This window comes from Flavobacterium humidisoli (assembly GCF_023272795.1).
Classification (GTDB): Bacteria; Bacteroidota; Bacteroidia; order Flavobacteriales; family Flavobacteriaceae; genus Flavobacterium; species Flavobacterium humidisoli.
In genome coordinates this window covers 3,588,177-3,604,995 of sequence record NZ_CP096829.1, presented here as the reverse complement: position 1 = coordinate 3,604,995, position 16,819 = coordinate 3,588,177, and the positions used below count along the sequence as shown (strand labels likewise).

Annotated in this window: 15 protein-coding genes; 6 read left to right on the top strand and 9 right to left on the bottom strand. The window is 33.6% G+C overall.

Going from position 1 to position 16,819, the window contains the following annotated elements; genetic code table 11:
* Positions 1-5: 5 nt before the first annotated feature.
* On the bottom strand, positions 6-329 hold the full coding sequence (locus M0M44_RS15545) for a DUF6660 family protein (protein ID WP_248726475.1): 324 nt from the start codon (positions 327-329) through the stop codon (positions 6-8).
* A 293-nt stretch (positions 330-622) separates the two neighbouring features.
* On the opposite strand from M0M44_RS15545, the gene M0M44_RS15540 reads away from it, so the two are divergent.
* Both M0M44_RS15540 and M0M44_RS15535 read left to right on the top strand, forming a co-directional pair.
* Positions 623-1,744: a hypothetical protein gene (locus tag M0M44_RS15540; RefSeq protein ID WP_248726474.1), complete on the top strand. Its 1,122-nt coding sequence runs from the start codon at positions 623-625 to the stop codon at positions 1,742-1,744.
* Between the two features lie 12 nt (positions 1,745-1,756).
* The gene (locus M0M44_RS15535) at positions 1,757-2,518 is read left to right on the top strand and encodes a porin family protein (protein ID WP_248726473.1); all 762 of its coding nucleotides are present in this window, start codon (positions 1,757-1,759) and stop codon (positions 2,516-2,518) included.
* Positions 2,519-2,603: 85 nt separating this feature from the next.
* Here M0M44_RS15535 and M0M44_RS15530 read toward each other — a convergent pair whose 3' ends face one another.
* From M0M44_RS15530 to M0M44_RS15510, 5 genes are read right to left on the bottom strand one after another with little or no spacing between them, the layout of a single operon-like run.
* A complete protein-coding gene (locus tag M0M44_RS15530) occupies positions 2,604-3,191 on the bottom strand; it encodes a chemotaxis protein CheB (protein WP_248726472.1) in 588 nt (195 codons plus the stop codon).
* A complete protein-coding gene (locus M0M44_RS15525; RefSeq protein WP_248726471.1) occupies positions 3,170-3,982 on the bottom strand; it encodes a CheR family methyltransferase in 813 nt (270 codons plus the stop codon). Before M0M44_RS15525 ends, M0M44_RS15530 begins: the two co-directional genes overlap by 22 nt.
* Before the next feature lie 7 nt (positions 3,983-3,989).
* The gene (locus tag M0M44_RS15520; protein ID WP_248726470.1) at positions 3,990-4,355 is read right to left on the bottom strand and encodes a response regulator; all 366 of its coding nucleotides are present in this window, start codon (positions 4,353-4,355) and stop codon (positions 3,990-3,992) included.
* Positions 4,356-4,372: 17 nt separating this feature from the next.
* Positions 4,373-7,939 carry a response regulator gene (locus tag M0M44_RS15515; protein ID WP_248726469.1) on the bottom strand — a complete coding sequence of 1,189 codons (3,567 nt, stop codon included), beginning with the start codon at positions 7,937-7,939 and terminating at the stop codon, positions 4,373-4,375.
* 16 nt (positions 7,940-7,955) lie between these two features.
* Positions 7,956-9,170: a hybrid sensor histidine kinase/response regulator gene (locus tag M0M44_RS15510; RefSeq protein WP_248726468.1), complete on the bottom strand. Its 1,215-nt coding sequence runs from the start codon at positions 9,168-9,170 to the stop codon at positions 7,956-7,958.
* Between the two features lie 391 nt (positions 9,171-9,561).
* On the opposite strand from M0M44_RS15510, the gene M0M44_RS15505 reads away from it, so the two are divergent.
* Together M0M44_RS15505 and M0M44_RS15500 are read left to right on the top strand one after the other, a co-directional pair.
* Positions 9,562-10,407: an SDR family oxidoreductase gene (locus M0M44_RS15505; RefSeq protein ID WP_248726467.1), complete on the top strand. Its 846-nt coding sequence runs from the start codon at positions 9,562-9,564 to the stop codon at positions 10,405-10,407.
* 133 nt (positions 10,408-10,540) lie between these two features.
* Complete coding sequence (locus M0M44_RS15500) at positions 10,541-10,801, top strand: SemiSWEET family sugar transporter (protein WP_248726466.1); 261 nt, start codon at positions 10,541-10,543, stop codon at positions 10,799-10,801.
* Positions 10,802-10,867: 66 nt separating this feature from the next.
* Here M0M44_RS15500 and M0M44_RS15495 read toward each other — a convergent pair whose 3' ends face one another.
* Positions 10,868-11,680, bottom strand: a complete 813-nt coding sequence (locus M0M44_RS15495; protein WP_248726465.1) for a hypothetical protein — start codon at positions 11,678-11,680, stop codon at positions 10,868-10,870.
* A 579-nt stretch (positions 11,681-12,259) separates the two neighbouring features.
* Entirely contained in the window at positions 12,260-12,601 is a 342-nt protein-coding gene (locus M0M44_RS15490) for a hypothetical protein (RefSeq protein ID WP_248726464.1), read from the bottom strand.
* 209 nt (positions 12,602-12,810) lie between these two features.
* Between M0M44_RS15490 and M0M44_RS15485 the strand changes: the two genes are divergently transcribed.
* On the top strand, positions 12,811-15,633 hold the full coding sequence (locus M0M44_RS15485) for a PAS domain-containing sensor histidine kinase (protein ID WP_248726463.1): 2,823 nt from the start codon (positions 12,811-12,813) through the stop codon (positions 15,631-15,633).
* Here the strand turns inward: M0M44_RS15485 and M0M44_RS15480 are convergent.
* On the bottom strand, positions 15,623-16,054 hold the full coding sequence (locus tag M0M44_RS15480) for a response regulator (RefSeq protein WP_248726462.1): 432 nt from the start codon (positions 16,052-16,054) through the stop codon (positions 15,623-15,625). The genes M0M44_RS15485 and M0M44_RS15480 overlap by 11 nt on opposite strands.
* A 238-nt stretch (positions 16,055-16,292) precedes the next feature.
* Between M0M44_RS15480 and M0M44_RS15475 the strand changes: the two genes are divergently transcribed.
* Positions 16,293-16,793 carry a pyridoxamine 5'-phosphate oxidase family protein gene (locus M0M44_RS15475; protein WP_248726461.1) on the top strand — a complete coding sequence of 167 codons (501 nt, stop codon included), beginning with the start codon at positions 16,293-16,295 and terminating at the stop codon, positions 16,791-16,793.
* Positions 16,794-16,819: the final 26 nt, after the last annotated feature.

Genomic DNA, 16,819 nt, shown 5'->3' with positions numbered 1-16,819 from the left:
AATCATTATGCTATTTGAGGGGGCTGCCAAATACTTCCGTAGAAATTGGAAATAAAAACAGAACTGTAACTTGGTAAAGCAATTGAAATTTGATTGTAAGGTTTAGGAAATTCAAAACTTACAGCAGAATGGTAACTTAAAACCTGCGCGCCACAGCAATTGCAGGCACAAAACGGAGAACATAAATCATTGTCTTTGTCGTGCGAATGATTGTCTTCTGAAGCAAACTGAGCTGTTTTATGTATAGCGCTGTTTACTTCCATATCGGCACATGGCATATTAGACAATGCCATCAGGTAAATTGATAATATGATTGTTATCCATTTCACAGCTGTAAAAATACAATTTATTTTTTAATTGATAATTGAAGCCAATAAATTTCATAGAACAACCATACTTAAAAATAGTGCGAAAATTATTTTAATCCCTTTATCATTTTCTTGTCTTTTTTTGTCAGACGTAAGAAAATTTCGTTAACTTTAACACTAATTAACACATTATTAAGCCCTAATCTTTAATTATAAAAACCTATTTAGCATACCAATAAAAAGATTCTCACAATAGCATTAGTACATATTTATTTTTCGCAGTTTAATTAATTAACATTAAAACACTCTAATCAATGAAATGTAATACACTAATATCAGCCTTTTTATTACTATTTAGCATGCAAATTTTCGGACAGGTTTACACCGATAAAATTGTAGGAAAAAAAAATGAAGAATTAAAAGACAGTCTTAAAGTCGAAAAATACCCATACGCTTTACCAATCTGGGGTGAGAAAGTAGCTCAAAAAGGATATAAGCTTCCCTATTCTGCAGGAGTTTCAGTTAATTATTTTTGGCAGGAATCTGAAATTGTTATTAATGATTTGAATATTGGTTTTAATCATGGACCGCAATATAACCTAGATGAAATTGTACGATTTGATAAATCGACAGTTGAAGCTGGCGCACTAACGATTAGACCTGATATTTGGCTGCTTCCCTTTCTAAATATTTATGGAATTTTTGGAAAAGCTAATACGGCAACTAAAATTAATGCGGGTATTTGGGTGCCAGATGCAGATAACAATTGGTCTGAAGTTGCTAATTTTAGTACTAAAGCAAATTTTAACGCCACTACTTTTGGTATAGGTATGACACCAACAATCGGTATTGGAGGTGGCTGGCTAGCTTTGGATATGAACATGGCCTGGACTGATATTAGTTCGCTGGATAAACCTGCTTTTTCATATGTTTTTGGCCCAAGATTAGGAAAGACATTTAAATTCAATAAGCCAGATACCAATATAGCAGTTTGGGTTGGCGGTTTCAGAGTTCATATTTCTGGAGATACAAATGGAGATTTGCCTTTATCTGATTTTATTGATCTAAGCAGCGCTCAAGCTAAAGTGGACAGCGGACTTCAAAAAGTATCTGAAAATCAGACAAAAGTAGATGAATGGTGGGATGGTTTGAGCCCAACTGAACAAAAAAATCCAGTTAATGTAGCCAAACATAATACTGCCGACAGAGCTCTAGAAAGAGCGGGAACATTCCTTGCGACTCTTGACGGAGCATTGAGCACAGCCTCAGGTTCATCTGTTCAATATTCCCTTCAAAAAAGGCCAAAAGACATGTGGAACTTTATTATTGGGTCTCAATATCAATTCAGCAAACATGTAATGTTTCGTGCAGAGTGCGGTTTCTTAGGTTCTCGCACACAGGTATTGGGAAGTTTACAATACCGTTTTGGACTGTAATTCATCCATTATATGAAAAAGATTTTATTAATCGTTTTTGTTTTCTTTTGTATTACCACGGCACAGTCACAAGTCTTGATTTCCCTAATCTTTGGAGATAAACTCAACTCAGAGTTTTTAGAATTTGGTCTGGAAGGCGGTGCTAATTTTTCTACCATTTCAAACATGGGATCTTCCGCTTTAAATCCAGGTTTTAATCTTGGTTTTTATTTTGATTTTAGATCTAAGAAAAATCCAGCGTGGATGATCAATACTGGAGTAATTGTTAAGTCGCCAATGGGTGCAAAAGATATTCCGGTGTATTCTTTAAATGATGAAAATCTCGACAATACTTTTGCGGGCGGACGTGTAAATCGTGAAATACGTTATTTTAACGTTCCTATATTAATTAAATACCAATTCAAAAACAATATTTATCTCAAAACAGGTCCACAATTTGGTTTATTAGCCAAAGCATTTGACGAGTTTAAAAACGAAATCAACGATAACGACGTGGTCTATAAGAAAAATATCAGAGATCAGATTCATGTTATTGATGCTGGACTTGCCTTTGGCGCTGGTTATCATATGCATGTTGGAAATGGCTTAAATATTACCGTTCAATATTACTATGGACTTGTTACTGTAATGAAAGGTGATGGCCCAAATAACCAATACAATCGATCTTTGTATGTTACTGCAGGAATTCCGATCGGAAAAGGGAAAGCGGCACAAAAAAGAGCTGAAAAAGAAGCCGAACTTAACAAAGTGGTTCTACCAGAAGATGAAAAATAATATGTTTTTTATGCAAAAAAATATTTCTTGCCTCTGGAACTAATTCTAAATAAGACTATATACTTATAATTAATATTTTAGACTTTTATTCCTGATTTAAATCTTTTATAAACTCCAAGATCTCTTCAGTTTTTAAAATAAAATCTGGCACTGTATGCAAAATCGCATTATTAGGCATAAAAGGCATATCTGCAGAAAGCGGATTCTGCACAACGCTTATTCCTCCAGCTGCCTGAATTGCCCTCAAACCTGCTGTACCATCCGAATTGGAACCCGAAAGTAGAATTCCAACTAAATTTTGACCATATATTTCTGCAGCAGCTTCAAAAGAAACATCTATACTGGGTCTGCTATAATTTATTTTCTCTGAAGTGTCTAAAGACAACGTTTCTTCTTTTTCAAATAATAAATGATAATTGGAAGGCGCGATATAAATAAATCCTGCTTCAAGTTTTACTTTATCTTCTACCTCTTTTACTTTTATTTTTGATTTTAAAGCGATTAAATCTTCTAAGGTTTGTTCGTCTGAATTTTTTCTGTGAACAACAATGACAATTGCAAAAGAAACCTTTTTTTCTATAAAGGGTAAAATCTGCAATAATGCCTGTAAACTTCCTGCCGAACCGCCAATTATAAGTACTTTACAATTTGTTATTCTTTTATTTTTCTCCATATTTTCTCTTTATCAAATTGTTTGTATTTGGTTTGAGATATAGAATACTTTATAGTTTCTTTTGTTCCAAGTGCCAAAAAACCCAAAACAGCTAAGCTGTCATCAAATAAATTGACCACTCTTTTCTGCAGATTATTATCGAAATAAATTAAAACATTGCGACACAAAATCAGATCAAACTCATTAAATGAAGTGTCAGAAACCAAATTGTGCTGCGAGAAAACCATTTTCTCTGAAAGATTTTCATTGAATTTTGCAAATCCGTAATTGGCGATATAATAATCTGAAAAATCTTCCTGCCCGCCCGCTTCACGATAATTATCGGCATAATCTTTTATCATTCTTAGCGGGAAAATACCGCTTTTTGCTGTCTCCAAAACTGTCGCATTTATATCGGTAGCGTATAATATTGATTTGTGCAGCAAACCTTCTTCTTTGAGCATAATAGCCATCGAGTACACTTCTTCTCCTGTAGAACAGCCCGCATGCCAGATTCTGATAAAAGGTTTGGTTCCCAGTAAAGGAAGAATTTCTTTTCGAAGTGTCATATAAAATGACGGATCACGAAACATTTCTGTAACGTTAACCGTTATTTCATCAATCATTTTTTTGCAATATTCTGGATCGGTACGGACTTTAGATAGAAAATCATGAAAATGCTTGAATCCATCCAAAGTAAATACCCTGCTTACACGTCTTTTAAGTGAGGCTCTTGAATAACTTCCAAAATCAAAACCATAATATTCGTAAACTTCATTAATGAGAGCCTCTAATTCAATATCTTCAATCATAATTCATTTAAATTTCCCCCAAGATGTGAAGTAATTTATCTACATCTACAGGTTTTGAGATGTATGCATCTGCTCCGGCTTGTAAACATTTTTCTTTATCTCCTGCCATAGCTTGCGCTGTTACGGCAACTACAAAAGTATTCTCTTGTGATGGAATGGCTTTAATGAGCGGAATTGCCTCATAACCGTCCATTTCGGGCATCATCATATCCATCAAAACGGCGTCTATTGAATTGTCTTTTTCTAATATTTTTAGAGCTTCTTCGGCACTTAAACAAGACAGACAGTCAAAAGATTTTGCCTTTAAGGTATTTACTAAAGCAAAAATATTTCTAGAATCGTCATCTACAATCAATACTTTTTTCTTTTCCATGTATAGTATTTTTAAGATTAGATTTTATCGTATAACCAAACTCGAAGCAGCGATAATAACTGATCGACATCGACCGGTTTTGTAATATAATCTGAAGCTCCCGCCTTAATACATTTTTCTCTGTCGCCAGTCATGGCTTTGGCTGTTACGGCGATTACGGCCAAGTTAAGAAATTTAGGATTGCTCCTAATTTTTTCTGCCGTTTCGTAACCGTCCATATTGGGCATCATCATATCTAAAAGCACCACATCTGTATCTGGATTTTCATCCAAAATCTTAATCGCTTCTTTTCCATCAAAAGCCGTAATAACAGTCATCTTAAACGCTTCTAAAGCTTTAGAAAGCGAATAGATGTTTCGCACATCATCATCTACAATTAATACTTTTTTCTCAAATAAAATATTGTTTAACGAATTCAGTTTTTTATTGCTTTCTTTGCCTACATTTCCTTCTTTCTTATTTTCTACTAAGTGAAGGAAAAGCGAAACCTCATCGAGCATTCTCTGGTACGAATGTGCTGTTTTTACGATAATAGAATCAGCATATTTCTTAATTTTTAGTTCTTCTTTTATCGAAAGACTTTTTCCTGTAAATACAATTACTGGCAGGTTTTCTAAACCTGGACTTTTCTTAACGCCATCTAGAATTTCGTAAGCCTGTTTGTCTGGAATTCCCATATCGAGAATTACACAGTCTACTTCTTCTTTGCCCAAAGACGATAAACCTTCTGAAACTTCACTTTTAATCTCCGAATTAATATTATAAGTTTCTAAGAAAAACGCTAGTGCTTTTGCATGTTTCGGGTTATCTTCAATAATTAAAACCTTCTGCGATTCTTTGTTTATAATATGCTCAATACGCTTAAAAACATCTGGAATTCGGTCAAAAGCAACAGGTTTGTCTAAGAAGTCAACCGCTCCTTTTAATAAACTTTCTTGTTTCAGTTTATGCGAAGACATAATGTGTACCGAAATATGTTTGGTATGAGTATGATTTTTTAGTTCTTCTAAAACTTGCCATCCGCTTTTTATAGGAAGTTCGATATCCAATAAAATTCCAATTGGTCTATAAATTAAAGCAAAATTCAAGGCATAATCACCTCTTACTGCCACTACTCCTTTATACCCTTTTTTCTGAGTAAAAGCCAATAATGATTTGGCAAAATTGATGTCGTCTTCTACAATCAGAATGACTTTATCCCCTTCTACAATTGAATCTCTGTCATCTTCAATTTCTTGCGGAATAACTTCACTGATGTACTTCGGTCTTTCCTCATCACTTTCAGTTGTTACTTCGATTTCTTCTGCATGCGGAATTTTATTTACCGAAACTTTGTTGATCGCAAATCCTAAAACAGGAAGACACAATGTAAACGTACTTCCTTCATTTACTTTACTATTCAATACAATTTCTCCTCTCAGTAATTTTGCCAGCTCACGGCTAATTGACAATCCCAAACCAGTTCCACCGTATTTACGTTTAGTTGAACCGTCAGCTTGCTGGAAAGCTTCAAAAATTAAAGGCTGTTTTTCTAACGGAATTCCGATTCCGGTATCTTTTACAATAAAACAGATAATTTTGTCATCGTCTGTATCTACTTTTATTTCAAGAGAAACGGTTCCTTTTTCGGTAAATTTTATAGCATTTGAAATCAGGTTTTTCAAAATCTGCTCCAAACGCATTTTATCTGTTTTAATGACAATAGGCGCATCTTTGGCAATAATTTCAAAATTAATTCCCTTTTCTTTTGCAACCAGATAAAACAAGTTATACAGGTTATCTGTAATCTCTTTAGTTGAAACATCCAAGAATTCCAGATCCATTTTTCCAGCTTCAATCTTAGATAAATCAAGGATTTCATCAATTAAACCTAACAGACTATTTCCTGAACTCTGAATTACTTTTGCAAATTCAATTTCTTCATTGTTCATTGTTTTATTGTTATTTTCAGACAATAAACGACTCAGCAATAAAATCGAATTCAACGGTGTTCTCAACTCATGCGACATGTTGGCCAAAAACTCCGATTTATAGCGCGTAGTCAATTCTAAAGCTTCTGATTTCTTTTGGATTTCAGTGTTTTTTTCTTCTAATAAAACGCTTCTTTCAGACAATTCTTCATTAGTTTGCTCCAATTCTTCCTGCTGTACGCGAAGTTCTTCTTCCGAAGCCTGCAATTTTTCGGTTTGCGCTTCTAATTCGGCATTTATCGCTTCCAATTCGCTGTGCTGAATCTGTAATTCTTCTGACTGAGATTTGGTTTCTTCCAAAAGTTCCATTACCCTTTTGCGATTTTGGGTCGCTTTAATCGCAATCCCGATATTATTTGCCACAATATTCAAGAATTCAAGCTGCAAAACAGAAAATCCGTAAATGCTAGCCAGCTCAACAGCACCTTCAACTTTAAAATCCATTAATGGCAATGCCACAATATGCGTAGGTTTTATTTCTCCCAATGCATAATTGATCTGAATATCATCTGGAGAAAGGGCTTTTAGTTCCAGCATTTTTCCAGAAACAATAGACTGGCCAATTAACCCCTCGCCTTTCTTGATTCTTTCTCTGTTTTTACTTGGTATATAACTGTAACCTCCTGTAACCGTCAATTCTTCTCCATCAATTACATACAAAACTCCGGCACTGCTATTAGTATATTGGCATAAAAACTCAATTATATCTTTAGATAATTTCTGGATTGTTTTTTCTCCCAGCATTTTATCGTTCAAAGTCGCAACCCCCGATTGAAGCCATTCTTTTTGAGATAATAATTCGAAAGAATCTTTTAATGAATCTTTCATATTATGAATGGAGGCTCCCAAAGCTCCTAAAGTATCTGCTTTTCTATCATCAATCTGAACATCATAATTTCCTTTAGAAATTTGTGTTGCGATACCACTTATTACGTCAAGTCTTTCCGCTGTTTCTTTATCTTTTCTCTCTAATTCCAGCTGCAATAAAGTTCTCTCGTTATAATCTTTCAGAATTCTAATTAAGAAAACAATAGAAATAAGAAAAGCTATAAAAAAAGCAACAACAATTAAAGCCAAACTATAATTCCCGTAACGTTCTGAATTTGAGTTACGTTCTTCTAAAAGTTTTTGCTCTGTATTTTCAACTTTTCTGACGATCGCCTTAATCTCGTTCATCATATTTCTGCCTTCATTCAAATCAAAAATCAGCGTTTCTTTGCTTAAACGTTTTTTGACAATCTGATTGTTTAGATATTTAAAGAAACCGGAACGTTTATAGCGTAATTCTTCTAGTAATTTTTTTTGCGAAGGATTGTCAGACGTAAGTTCATCTAACTTATCAAAATAAGTATTTGATTTCGCTTCAGCATCATTAAAACGATCCACAAACTGCTCATCGCCTGTAAGCAGATAACCCCTCATACTGGTCTGGGCTTCGGTAATAATTGCGGAACCTTCGTTTAGGTTATATATTACATCCTGGGTATGGTTTACCCAAAAGTTACTGTTTAGTAAACTTTTAATACTGATAAAAGAGGCAACAGAACTAATAGTAAGTACAAGCAGTGAAACTAGTGAACTGATTAATAAATTTCTTTTAAAATTACCATTCATATATTCTAAATTATTTTTATTCGTATTTTAAAGGAAGAACAATGATAAAGCTTGCACCTTCTCCCACTTTACTTTTAGCAGTAATTAATCCGTTATGTTTTTCGATTATTTTCTTAGCAATTGCCAACCCAATTCCTGTTCCTTCGTAGGATTGACGATCGTTTAAACTTTGAAAGATAATAAAAATACGATCAAGATAAATCTCATCAAAACCAATTCCGTTATCTTTTACTGTAATCCTGCAAAATTTTCCTTCTGGCGAAGTCGGACTTTCGATTGATTTTTCTAAAATAGTTTCCGAAGTAACTTCTATTACCGCTTTTTCTTCATTTCCTGAGAACTTCAAAGCGTTTCCAATTAGATTCTGAAAAACCTGACGCATTTGACTCGGAATACTATCTATTGTTGGAAGTTCGTTAGTTTTTATTGTGGCATTTTTACGCTCAATTAAATAATCAAAATCTCCCAACACTTCCTGCAAAACAACATTCAAATCTGTTTTTTCAGGTTTTACCTGAGCAGAAAGCCTTGAATATGCCAAAAGATCGGTAATTAAAGTTTGCATTCTTTCTGCCGATTTTATTGTTCGGTCAACATAATCGATCGCTTTGTCATCTGCCTTTAAGTAAAGGTCTTTTATTATTTTGATAAAGATTTGAATCTTTCTGATTGGCTCATTTAGATCATGCGATACCACCCAAGAAAACTGTTGCAATTCGTGATTTCGAAGTTCGAGTTCTTCATTTTTCTGAACCAGTTCTTTTGTTCTTTCCGCGATTTTTATTTCAAGATTGTCCTGCGCTTCTTTTCTAATTTTTATTTCTTTAGAAAGAAGGTCTTTCATCACTTTAAGTTCATTTTGCTGTTCGTAGATTTTAATGAAGGTTTTTACTTTTAAAATCAGTAAATCGCTATCTACAGGTTTGGTAATGTACTCAACAGCACCTGTTTCGTACCCCTTAAAGATGTATTTTTTCTCGGTATTAAGTGCCGAAAGAAAAATAACAGGAATATCTTTTGTACGGATATTTCCAGAAAGAATTTTTACCACCTCAAAACCATCGAGTCCCGGCATTTGAACGTCCATAATAATCAGACAATAATCTGTTTTCAGGATTTTCTTTAAAGCTTCTTCTCCAGATTCGGCACTATCGACATCGATATTATGCAGCTCTAATGTTTTCTTTAAGGCAATAATATTGGCCCTTATATCGTCTACAATTAATACCATGCCATATTGATGCTAAATCGGTTGTAAATCAAAACTCTTGAATTTAAAGTGAAATTTAAAAATTTTCTTATTTTTTTAAAGAATCACCGAAGTAACTCTTAAAAATTATGTGGAAATTCTCAAATGTATAAAAAAAATAACGAGCTGGTTTTTTATCTAAATCGAAAATAGTTATAAAATTCCCATCTTTTACTATTAAATTAAACATATTGCGTGATTCTTAACTTATTAGAAATTTCTTGTTATTTAAACTTTATCTTCTATCAGATGTATTTTCATACAAGTTTTTCCTTTTTGAGTTTATTGAGGCAAATAAAATATCTTTTAGGGCAAGTAAAATTGCAGTTATCGGGTAATTTTAAATGACATTACAAGCTTAAAAGAGTAAATCATGAAAAAGAAACAAACATTTCCCGAGCAAAAACAAAATCTTCCTGGCAATGAGCACAGGATGAATCCAGAGCCTGAAATTATAAGGGAGAATTATGTTGGAAGCGGTAAATTATTCGGAAAAACAGCTTTCATTACCGGTGGCGACAGCGGAATTGGCCGAAGTGTTGCGGTACATTTTGCGAGAGAAGGCGCCAATATCGCAATTGTATATTTAAAAGAAGATAAAGATGCGAAAGAAACCAAAGCAATGATCGAAAAAGAAGGTCAGCAATGTTTATTGATAAGCGGTGATTTGAAAGATGAAAAATTTTGCCAAAGTGCCATTAAAAAATGCCATACTACTTTTAAAAGTCTAGATATTTTGGTAAATAATGCTGCTACTCAGTTTCCGCAAACAGAAATAGAAAAAATAACTTCAGCGCAGCTTCATAAAACTTTTGAAACGAATATTTATCCCTTCTTTTATATCACCAAAGCAGCGCTTGCTTTCTTGAAAGAAGGTGATAGCATCATAAACACCACCTCTGTTACGGCTTTTCGCGGAAGCGAACACTTGGCAGATTATGCGAGTACCAAAGGGGCGATAGTAAGCTTTACCCGTTCTCTTTCGACTATGCTGGCAAAAAGGAAAATACGCGTAAATGGCGTTGCACCTGGACCAATCTGGACGCCTTTAATCGTAGCTAGTTTCGACAAATTATCTGATTTTGGAAAAGACAATCCGATGGAGAGACCCGGTCAGCCTTCGGAAGTCGCGCCTGCTTATGTATTTCTGGCCTGTGAAGACAGCAGTTATATTACTGGCCAATTTATTCATATAAATGGTGGTGAATTGGTGGGTTAGAAAAGTTGCTGAGATGCTGAGATGCTAAGTTTTTTCAGCTAATAATGCTATCGTCTTGTGATTTTATCTCGCAAAGGCGTTCAGTCCCGAAGTTTTATTTCGATAACTAAACCAACTTAACAAATTTTACAAAATGGACTTTATAGATATCATAGGACTTTTTGCTGGAGCATGTATTACGCTATCTACTATTCCACAAATTATAAAGGTCTGGAAGACCAAGAAAGTAAAAGAAATTTCGCTACGGATGTTCAGCATTTTGACCTTTGGAATCGCGGTGTGGATTGTTTACGGAATTCTTAAAAAAGATCTTCCCATTATTCTGACCAACAGTATTTCTTTCATTTTAAATCTCATCATGGTTTATTTCATTATTTACTATGAAAAAGAATAGGCAATAAAATAAAAAAACAGCTCGATCGAAGCTGTTTTTTTGAAAGTGAAGAATATGGTATGCTTACTAGCTAGCTAATTTTTGGTTATATGATTTTAATTCTAATTGGTATTTTCGAGGTTGTAAGTTTCGCTTTAAAAACTGTACTGGCGCTGTAATTGCAGTTAATTTCATATGAGACAATTTTTTGATCTCACTTAATTGTTTTACTGCAAAATTCAAAATAGGCTCAAACGCAGTAAAATAATTATAACTATGTTGCGCTATCTCAAGTTCTAAAACTTCGCGAAGAATACCTTTCATTAGTATATAACGAACTAATCCTTGACTCGGAATTCTTTTAAGTTCTTGAAACTTCTCTCCTATTTGGTGGTTTTCATCTCCTACATAAATGTAATTTCCAGAATTGCTCGTAAATATTTTTTTTACTTGAGAAACAAAGTCACTTTCTTTATTTTCTATTGTTGTTGGCATTCCAATTATCGAAAATTGAATCTGTTGGTGGCTTTGAAAATGCAATACACTATTAATAGTAGAAGAATTGCTCATAATACCCGATTGTTGTTTTTTAAGGCAATGAGTAGCACCATCAGCGCCAAAACTATGCAAAACGTTTCCTTTCTCGCAATACGCAAAAAATACAGGTGAAAACGGATTAGATTCGATACTTAAACTAATTTCTTGATTAAAAGTTAGATCAAAACTAAGGTATGACATCTCTTTTTCAAAACGAACGCCAGAAATGCTTCCCTTTGCCCATTTTGATTTAATTTCCAAATTGTATTCATTGGCCGTAACTTTTAATTCTCCTCCAAAACTTTCTTTCAGATTATTAAAAATAGCATCAAAGCTTCCAGTATTTATGTAAAGTTTTTTCATTATATGGTTTGGTTTATCAAAGCGGGTTCGGTAATTATTTACGTATAAAAACCAACCTTGGTTGCTAAATTTCTATAATCCAAATTTCGTTTATATTGTCAGTCAATTCTTTACACAATTTTGTGCAGATATTTCATAATTTATATTTGGGGAGAAACAAAGGTTCTGAGGGGCAAAGGTTCAAAGGTTTATAATATTTGTCTTAAACCTTTTAGATAAAGAAAAACCTTTATCACTTTGAGTCTTTACACATAAAAGACTGATAATGTTTACGTTGAGAAACAAAGGTTCTGAGGCAAAGGCTCAAAGGTTTATAATCTTTGTCCCTCAGAACCTTTTAGATAAAGAAAAACCTTTGTTCAGTTGAGTCTTTTCATAATTTTTATGTTGAGAGGCAAAGATTCTGAGAGGCAATGGTTCAAAGTTTTATACTCTCTGTCTTAAACCTTTGATAAAGAAAAAACCTTTGTCACTTTGAACCTTTGAACCTTTGAACCTCAAAAAAAAAGCAGCTGCCTCAAATAAATTTGAAACAACTGCTCATCAGCAAAATAAAAATACCAATCTATTTTTATTCTTTTATGTTAATTCGTTTATGTCTGCATTTTTGGAATAATTCGCTTTCGGAATGTCTTTAAAAAATTCGGCTTCTTCCAAATCTGCCGTTGGACCATATCCTAATAAATGAGTCCCTTTGCCTCCGTCTTTAGTTTCTATTATATATAAAATTGACATATCATCAGGATCACTCATACCTTCATAACGATGATGAGCCACAATAAAAACATCTTCTGGTTTATAAGCTACTTTGCTTTCTGAATCTATCAAATGGTCGTTTTCGAATAAATAATTTACCGTGTACCCTTCCTCTTGATATCTCTTTATATTATCGGTTTCGTGTTTTGAATCTTCCCTTTTCATTGTTTTTTATTTTTAACTGTTATTCAAATTTCCGCATAGGAAAGAGATAATATTAACTCTAACGATTTTAATCTTGCCTCATTTAAAAATCACTTTTCTGCGAATATTTATTTTCACTAATTTTAATAAAACATAATTTAAAACAAGTATTAACTAGCTTTAATAGTAAGGAAATTAAGCTTCTTAACAAGACAAAAAATAAGATTTTAATGAATAGCAACAATTTTGATTTTCTCGCAAACGGAGGAGAAATGGGTAATCTTACTCGTGCCAAAGATTGGAGCAAAACAACACTTGGACCTGCACAATCATGGCCTCAAAGTCTTCGGACTACTTTAGGAATTCTTCTAAACTCAAAATTTCCAATGTTTTTATTTTGGGGACCAGATCATATTTGTTTTTATAATGATGCCTATCGCCCAAGTCTAGGAGATAACGGAAAACATCCTGCTATTCTAGGCCAAAAAGGAGCCGATTACTGGCCTGAAATCTGGGATTTTATTAAGCCTTTAATCGACCAAGTACTTCAAAATGGTGAAGCCTCATGGCACGAAGACCAATTATTACCGATTTATAGAAACGGAAAATTGGAAGATGTCTACTGGACGTTCAGTTACAGTCCTGTAAATGATGAAAACGGAAAAACAAATGGCGTTTTGGTAATTTGTAATGAAACCACCAAACAGATAATTACTCGCAAAAAACTCGAAGAAAGCGAAAGACGTTTTAGAAATACAGTTAAACAATTACCTCTCGGAATTTGTGTTCTAAAAGGAGCCGATCTAATTGTCGAGATGGCCAATACAAATTATCTGCACATCATTGATAGAGAAGAAAGTGCAATATTAAACAAGTCTATTTTTGATTCTGTTCCCGAAACTAAAGAAACTGCATATCCTATTCTAAAAAATGTTTTTGAAACTGGCGAACCTTACTATGCTGATGAATTTGCTGTAACTTTAAATCGCTACAACAAAGAAGAATTAGCTTATTTCAATCTCGTTTTTTACCCTTTAAAGGAAGAAAACGAGATTACCGGAGTTATTGTTGTTGCGTATGAAGTAACCGAAGAAGTAAAGGGCAGATATCTTTTAGCAGAAAATGAAAAAGCTTTTCGAAATATTGTAATAGATTCTCCCATTGCAATGGCCATCTTTAGAGGAAATGATTTTATTATCGAAATGGCCAATAAAACCATGATGCATAACATTTGGCAAAAGGAAGAGAAAGAATGTATTGGCATTCCGTTACTAGACGTTTTTCCTGAATTGAAAAACCAAAAATATCCCGAATTATTACTTGATGTTTTGACTAATGGAAAAACTATTCGTGAGAATGAAGCTGTCGCTTATGTGGATATTAAAGGAAATCTAAAAAAATTCTATCTGGATTACGAATATACTGCGCTATATGAAAAAAACGGAAAAGCATCTGGTGTAATGTGTACGGTTTATGATGTAACTTCTAAAGTTAAAGCCAGAAAAAAAGTGGAAACTGCCGAAGCAAGAACACGTTTGGCTACTGAAATTGCCGAAATTGCCATGTGGGATTTGAATCTTAAAACAAAGAAACTGATCTACAGCGATACTATTCTAGACATTTTCGGATTTGAGAAAAACACAAAGATTGTGCATCAGGACATTCGAAGTCGAGTACTTCCAGAAGACGAGGATATTGTTCTAGACGCTTTCGCGAAAGCATTAAAAACAGGAATTTACAAATATGAAGCTCGTATTTTGAAACTAGACCATTCGATTGCATGGATAAAAGTTCAGGGTAAAATCTTTTTTGATGAAAATAAAGAACCTACTAAAATGTTGGGAACTGTAATGGATTTTACTATCGAAAAAGAAATTCAGCATGTTTTAATGAAAAGCGAAAAAAAATTTAGACTTCTCGCCGATTCTATACCTCAGTTTATCTGGACGAGTGATACGTTGGGAAATCTCAATTATTTTAATGAAACGGTTTACAACTATTCTGGATTGTCTAAAGAAGAAATTGAGAAAAACGGCTGGCTCCAAATTGTGCATCCCGACGACCGCGAGGAAAATGTAAAACTATGGATGGAATCTGTAAAAACAGGAAATGATTTTCTGTTTATTCACCGTTTTAAGCGCTATGATGGCGAATACAGATGGCAGCTTAGCCGTGCAATAGCCCAATTCGATGAATCGGGAAAGATTCAAATGTGGGTTGGAACAAGCACTGATATAGAAGAGCAAAAGAACTTTACCAATAAGCTAGAAGATCAAATTATAGAACGCACCACACAATTGGAACTCAAAAACAGGGATTTGATTAACATGAATATAGAACTGCAGTCATTTGCTTACATCTCAAGCCATGATTTGCAGGAACCTTTGCGAAAAATTCAGACTTTCGCAAGTCGATTGGCTATGTTGGACGAGCAGAATATTTCGGCAAATGCCAAATCTTATTTAGCTAGAATTGAGTTTTCGGCCAAAAAAATGCAAAATCTCATTCAGGATTTATTAACCTATTCCCGCACTAATTCTGCCGATCGCATTTTTACAACGGTTAAAATAGACGAAATTGCAGAAGAAGTAATAAGTGATTTTTCTGATCGAATTGAAGAAAAAAATGCTGTTGTAGAATATCAAGATTTAGGAGAAGCAAATCTTATTCAGTTTCAGTTTAGACAGTTACTGCATAATTTGGTAGAAAATGCCTTAAAATTTTCTATTCCTGGTGTTCCTCCAAAAGTAAAAATTTCTGCTACGCAAATTGAAGGAAAATCTCTTCCTAAGGCTGAATTTAAGGACAAAACTTATCTCCATCTCCAAGTTCAAGATAACGGAATTGGTTTTGAACTTATTTATAAAGAAAAAATCTTTGAAGTTTTTCAGCGCTTAAATACCGACAGTGAATACAAAGGAACTGGAATTGGTCTTGCAATCGTGAAAAAAATCGTTGAAAATCATAGAGGTTTTATCACAGTTTCTAGCGAAAAAGGTAAAGGCTCTACTTTTAATATTTACATTCCCGATTTGTCTGAAATTAATATTTAAACACAAAATTGGATTGATTCGGAATAAATTTTTTCCAATCAATCTGCATTGCGTGTTCTATAGATTTTATAATGTCGTTCATTAAAACCGGTTTTGTAATAAAGCAATTGGCGCCAAGTTTACGGCATTTTTCTATAATTCCAGGTTCGCTTGAAGTAGAATAAATTACAACGGGAATATCTTTTTTATAATCTGAATTGCGAAGTTCTTCTAAAACATCAAATCCATTTTTTCCAGGCATGTTTAAATCTAAAAAAACTACGTAAGGTGTAGCAGGAGGATCAAAAATTGCATTTAAAAAATTCTGCCCTCCAGAATAAGTTTGAAGTGTAATGTTCTGAGGTATAGATTCTACGGCATCAGCAAAAATACACAAATCATCTTCATCGTCATCGGTATAGAATATAGTAAAATCACTCATTATGTCTTTTGGCTTAGAATTTTAATCTCCCAAATATAATGTAATTTTATGTAACAAACAGATTTTGAACTAATTTCTTACAAAAACAGCAAATTGAAATCTCATAATTTATAAGTTTAATTATATAATCTAAAAAAGGGCAAAAAGAGCCAACTTTACTTTTAAATATTGTCAATGGCAAACAAAATATTATTTGTCAAGCAATTAACTATAAAATATAACTTAAAAATATAATATTATGGGCGATCATAAAGACCTTACAGATGAATTTGCAGTAGATAAGATAAAAGATCTTGCTGAGCATATTAAAACATGTATGTTTTGTACATACAATGAATATAGATTACAGTCACGACCGATGTCTGTTCAGAAAATTGATGATTTAGGACAGCTTTGGTTTTTATCTGACCGAAACAGCAGTCAGAATGCAGAAATTACATTAAATCCGATGGTTGAAATATTCTTTTCTGAACCGCATGATAAATTTCTAACGCTTCACGGAACCGCAAGTATTTCATACGATCGAGAAACTATCGAAAAATTATGGAATCCTTTAGTAAAAATCTGGATGCCTGGCGGTGTAGACGATCCGAATCTAAGTGTTATAAAAGTAGTTCCTGAAGATGGTTACTATTGGAATAACAAAAACGGAAAAATGGTCGCCATTGCTAAAATGACAGCGGCTTTTGTAACAGGGAAAACGATGGATGACGGAATTGAAGGAAGCTTGAAACTGTAACTCTTTTATTTAGCCGCAAAGTTTTT

What these genes read in the sequence shown, in the direction of transcription:
- M0M44_RS15540 (WP_248726474.1), top strand. Translation starts at nt 623, where the DNA reads ATGAAATGTAATACACTAATATCAGCCTTTTTATTACTATTTAGCATG.
- M0M44_RS15535 (WP_248726473.1), top strand. Translation starts at nt 1,757, where the DNA reads ATGAAAAAGATTTTATTAATCGTTTTTGTTTTCTTTTGTATTACCACG.
- M0M44_RS15530 (WP_248726472.1), bottom strand. Translation starts at nt 3,191, where the DNA reads ATGGAGAAAAATAAAAGAATAACAAATTGTAAAGTACTTATAATTGGC.
- M0M44_RS15525 (WP_248726471.1), bottom strand. Translation starts at nt 3,982, where the DNA reads ATGATTGAAGATATTGAATTAGAGGCTCTCATTAATGAAGTTTACGAA.
- M0M44_RS15520 (WP_248726470.1), bottom strand. Translation starts at nt 4,355, where the DNA reads ATGGAAAAGAAAAAAGTATTGATTGTAGATGACGATTCTAGAAATATT.
- M0M44_RS15515 (WP_248726469.1), bottom strand. Translation starts at nt 7,939, where the DNA reads ATGAATGGTAATTTTAAAAGAAATTTATTAATCAGTTCACTAGTTTCA.
- M0M44_RS15510 (WP_248726468.1), bottom strand. Translation starts at nt 9,170, where the DNA reads ATGGTATTAATTGTAGACGATATAAGGGCCAATATTATTGCCTTAAAG.
- M0M44_RS15505 (WP_248726467.1), top strand. Translation starts at nt 9,562, where the DNA reads ATGAAAAAGAAACAAACATTTCCCGAGCAAAAACAAAATCTTCCTGGC.
- M0M44_RS15500 (WP_248726466.1), top strand. Translation starts at nt 10,541, where the DNA reads ATGGACTTTATAGATATCATAGGACTTTTTGCTGGAGCATGTATTACG.
- M0M44_RS15495 (WP_248726465.1), bottom strand. Translation starts at nt 11,680, where the DNA reads ATGAAAAAACTTTACATAAATACTGGAAGCTTTGATGCTATTTTTAAT.
- M0M44_RS15490 (WP_248726464.1), bottom strand. Translation starts at nt 12,601, where the DNA reads ATGAAAAGGGAAGATTCAAAACACGAAACCGATAATATAAAGAGATAT.
- M0M44_RS15485 (WP_248726463.1), top strand. Translation starts at nt 12,811, where the DNA reads ATGAATAGCAACAATTTTGATTTTCTCGCAAACGGAGGAGAAATGGGT.
- M0M44_RS15480 (WP_248726462.1), bottom strand. Translation starts at nt 16,054, where the DNA reads ATGAGTGATTTTACTATATTCTATACCGATGACGATGAAGATGATTTG.
- M0M44_RS15475 (WP_248726461.1), top strand. Translation starts at nt 16,293, where the DNA reads ATGGGCGATCATAAAGACCTTACAGATGAATTTGCAGTAGATAAGATA.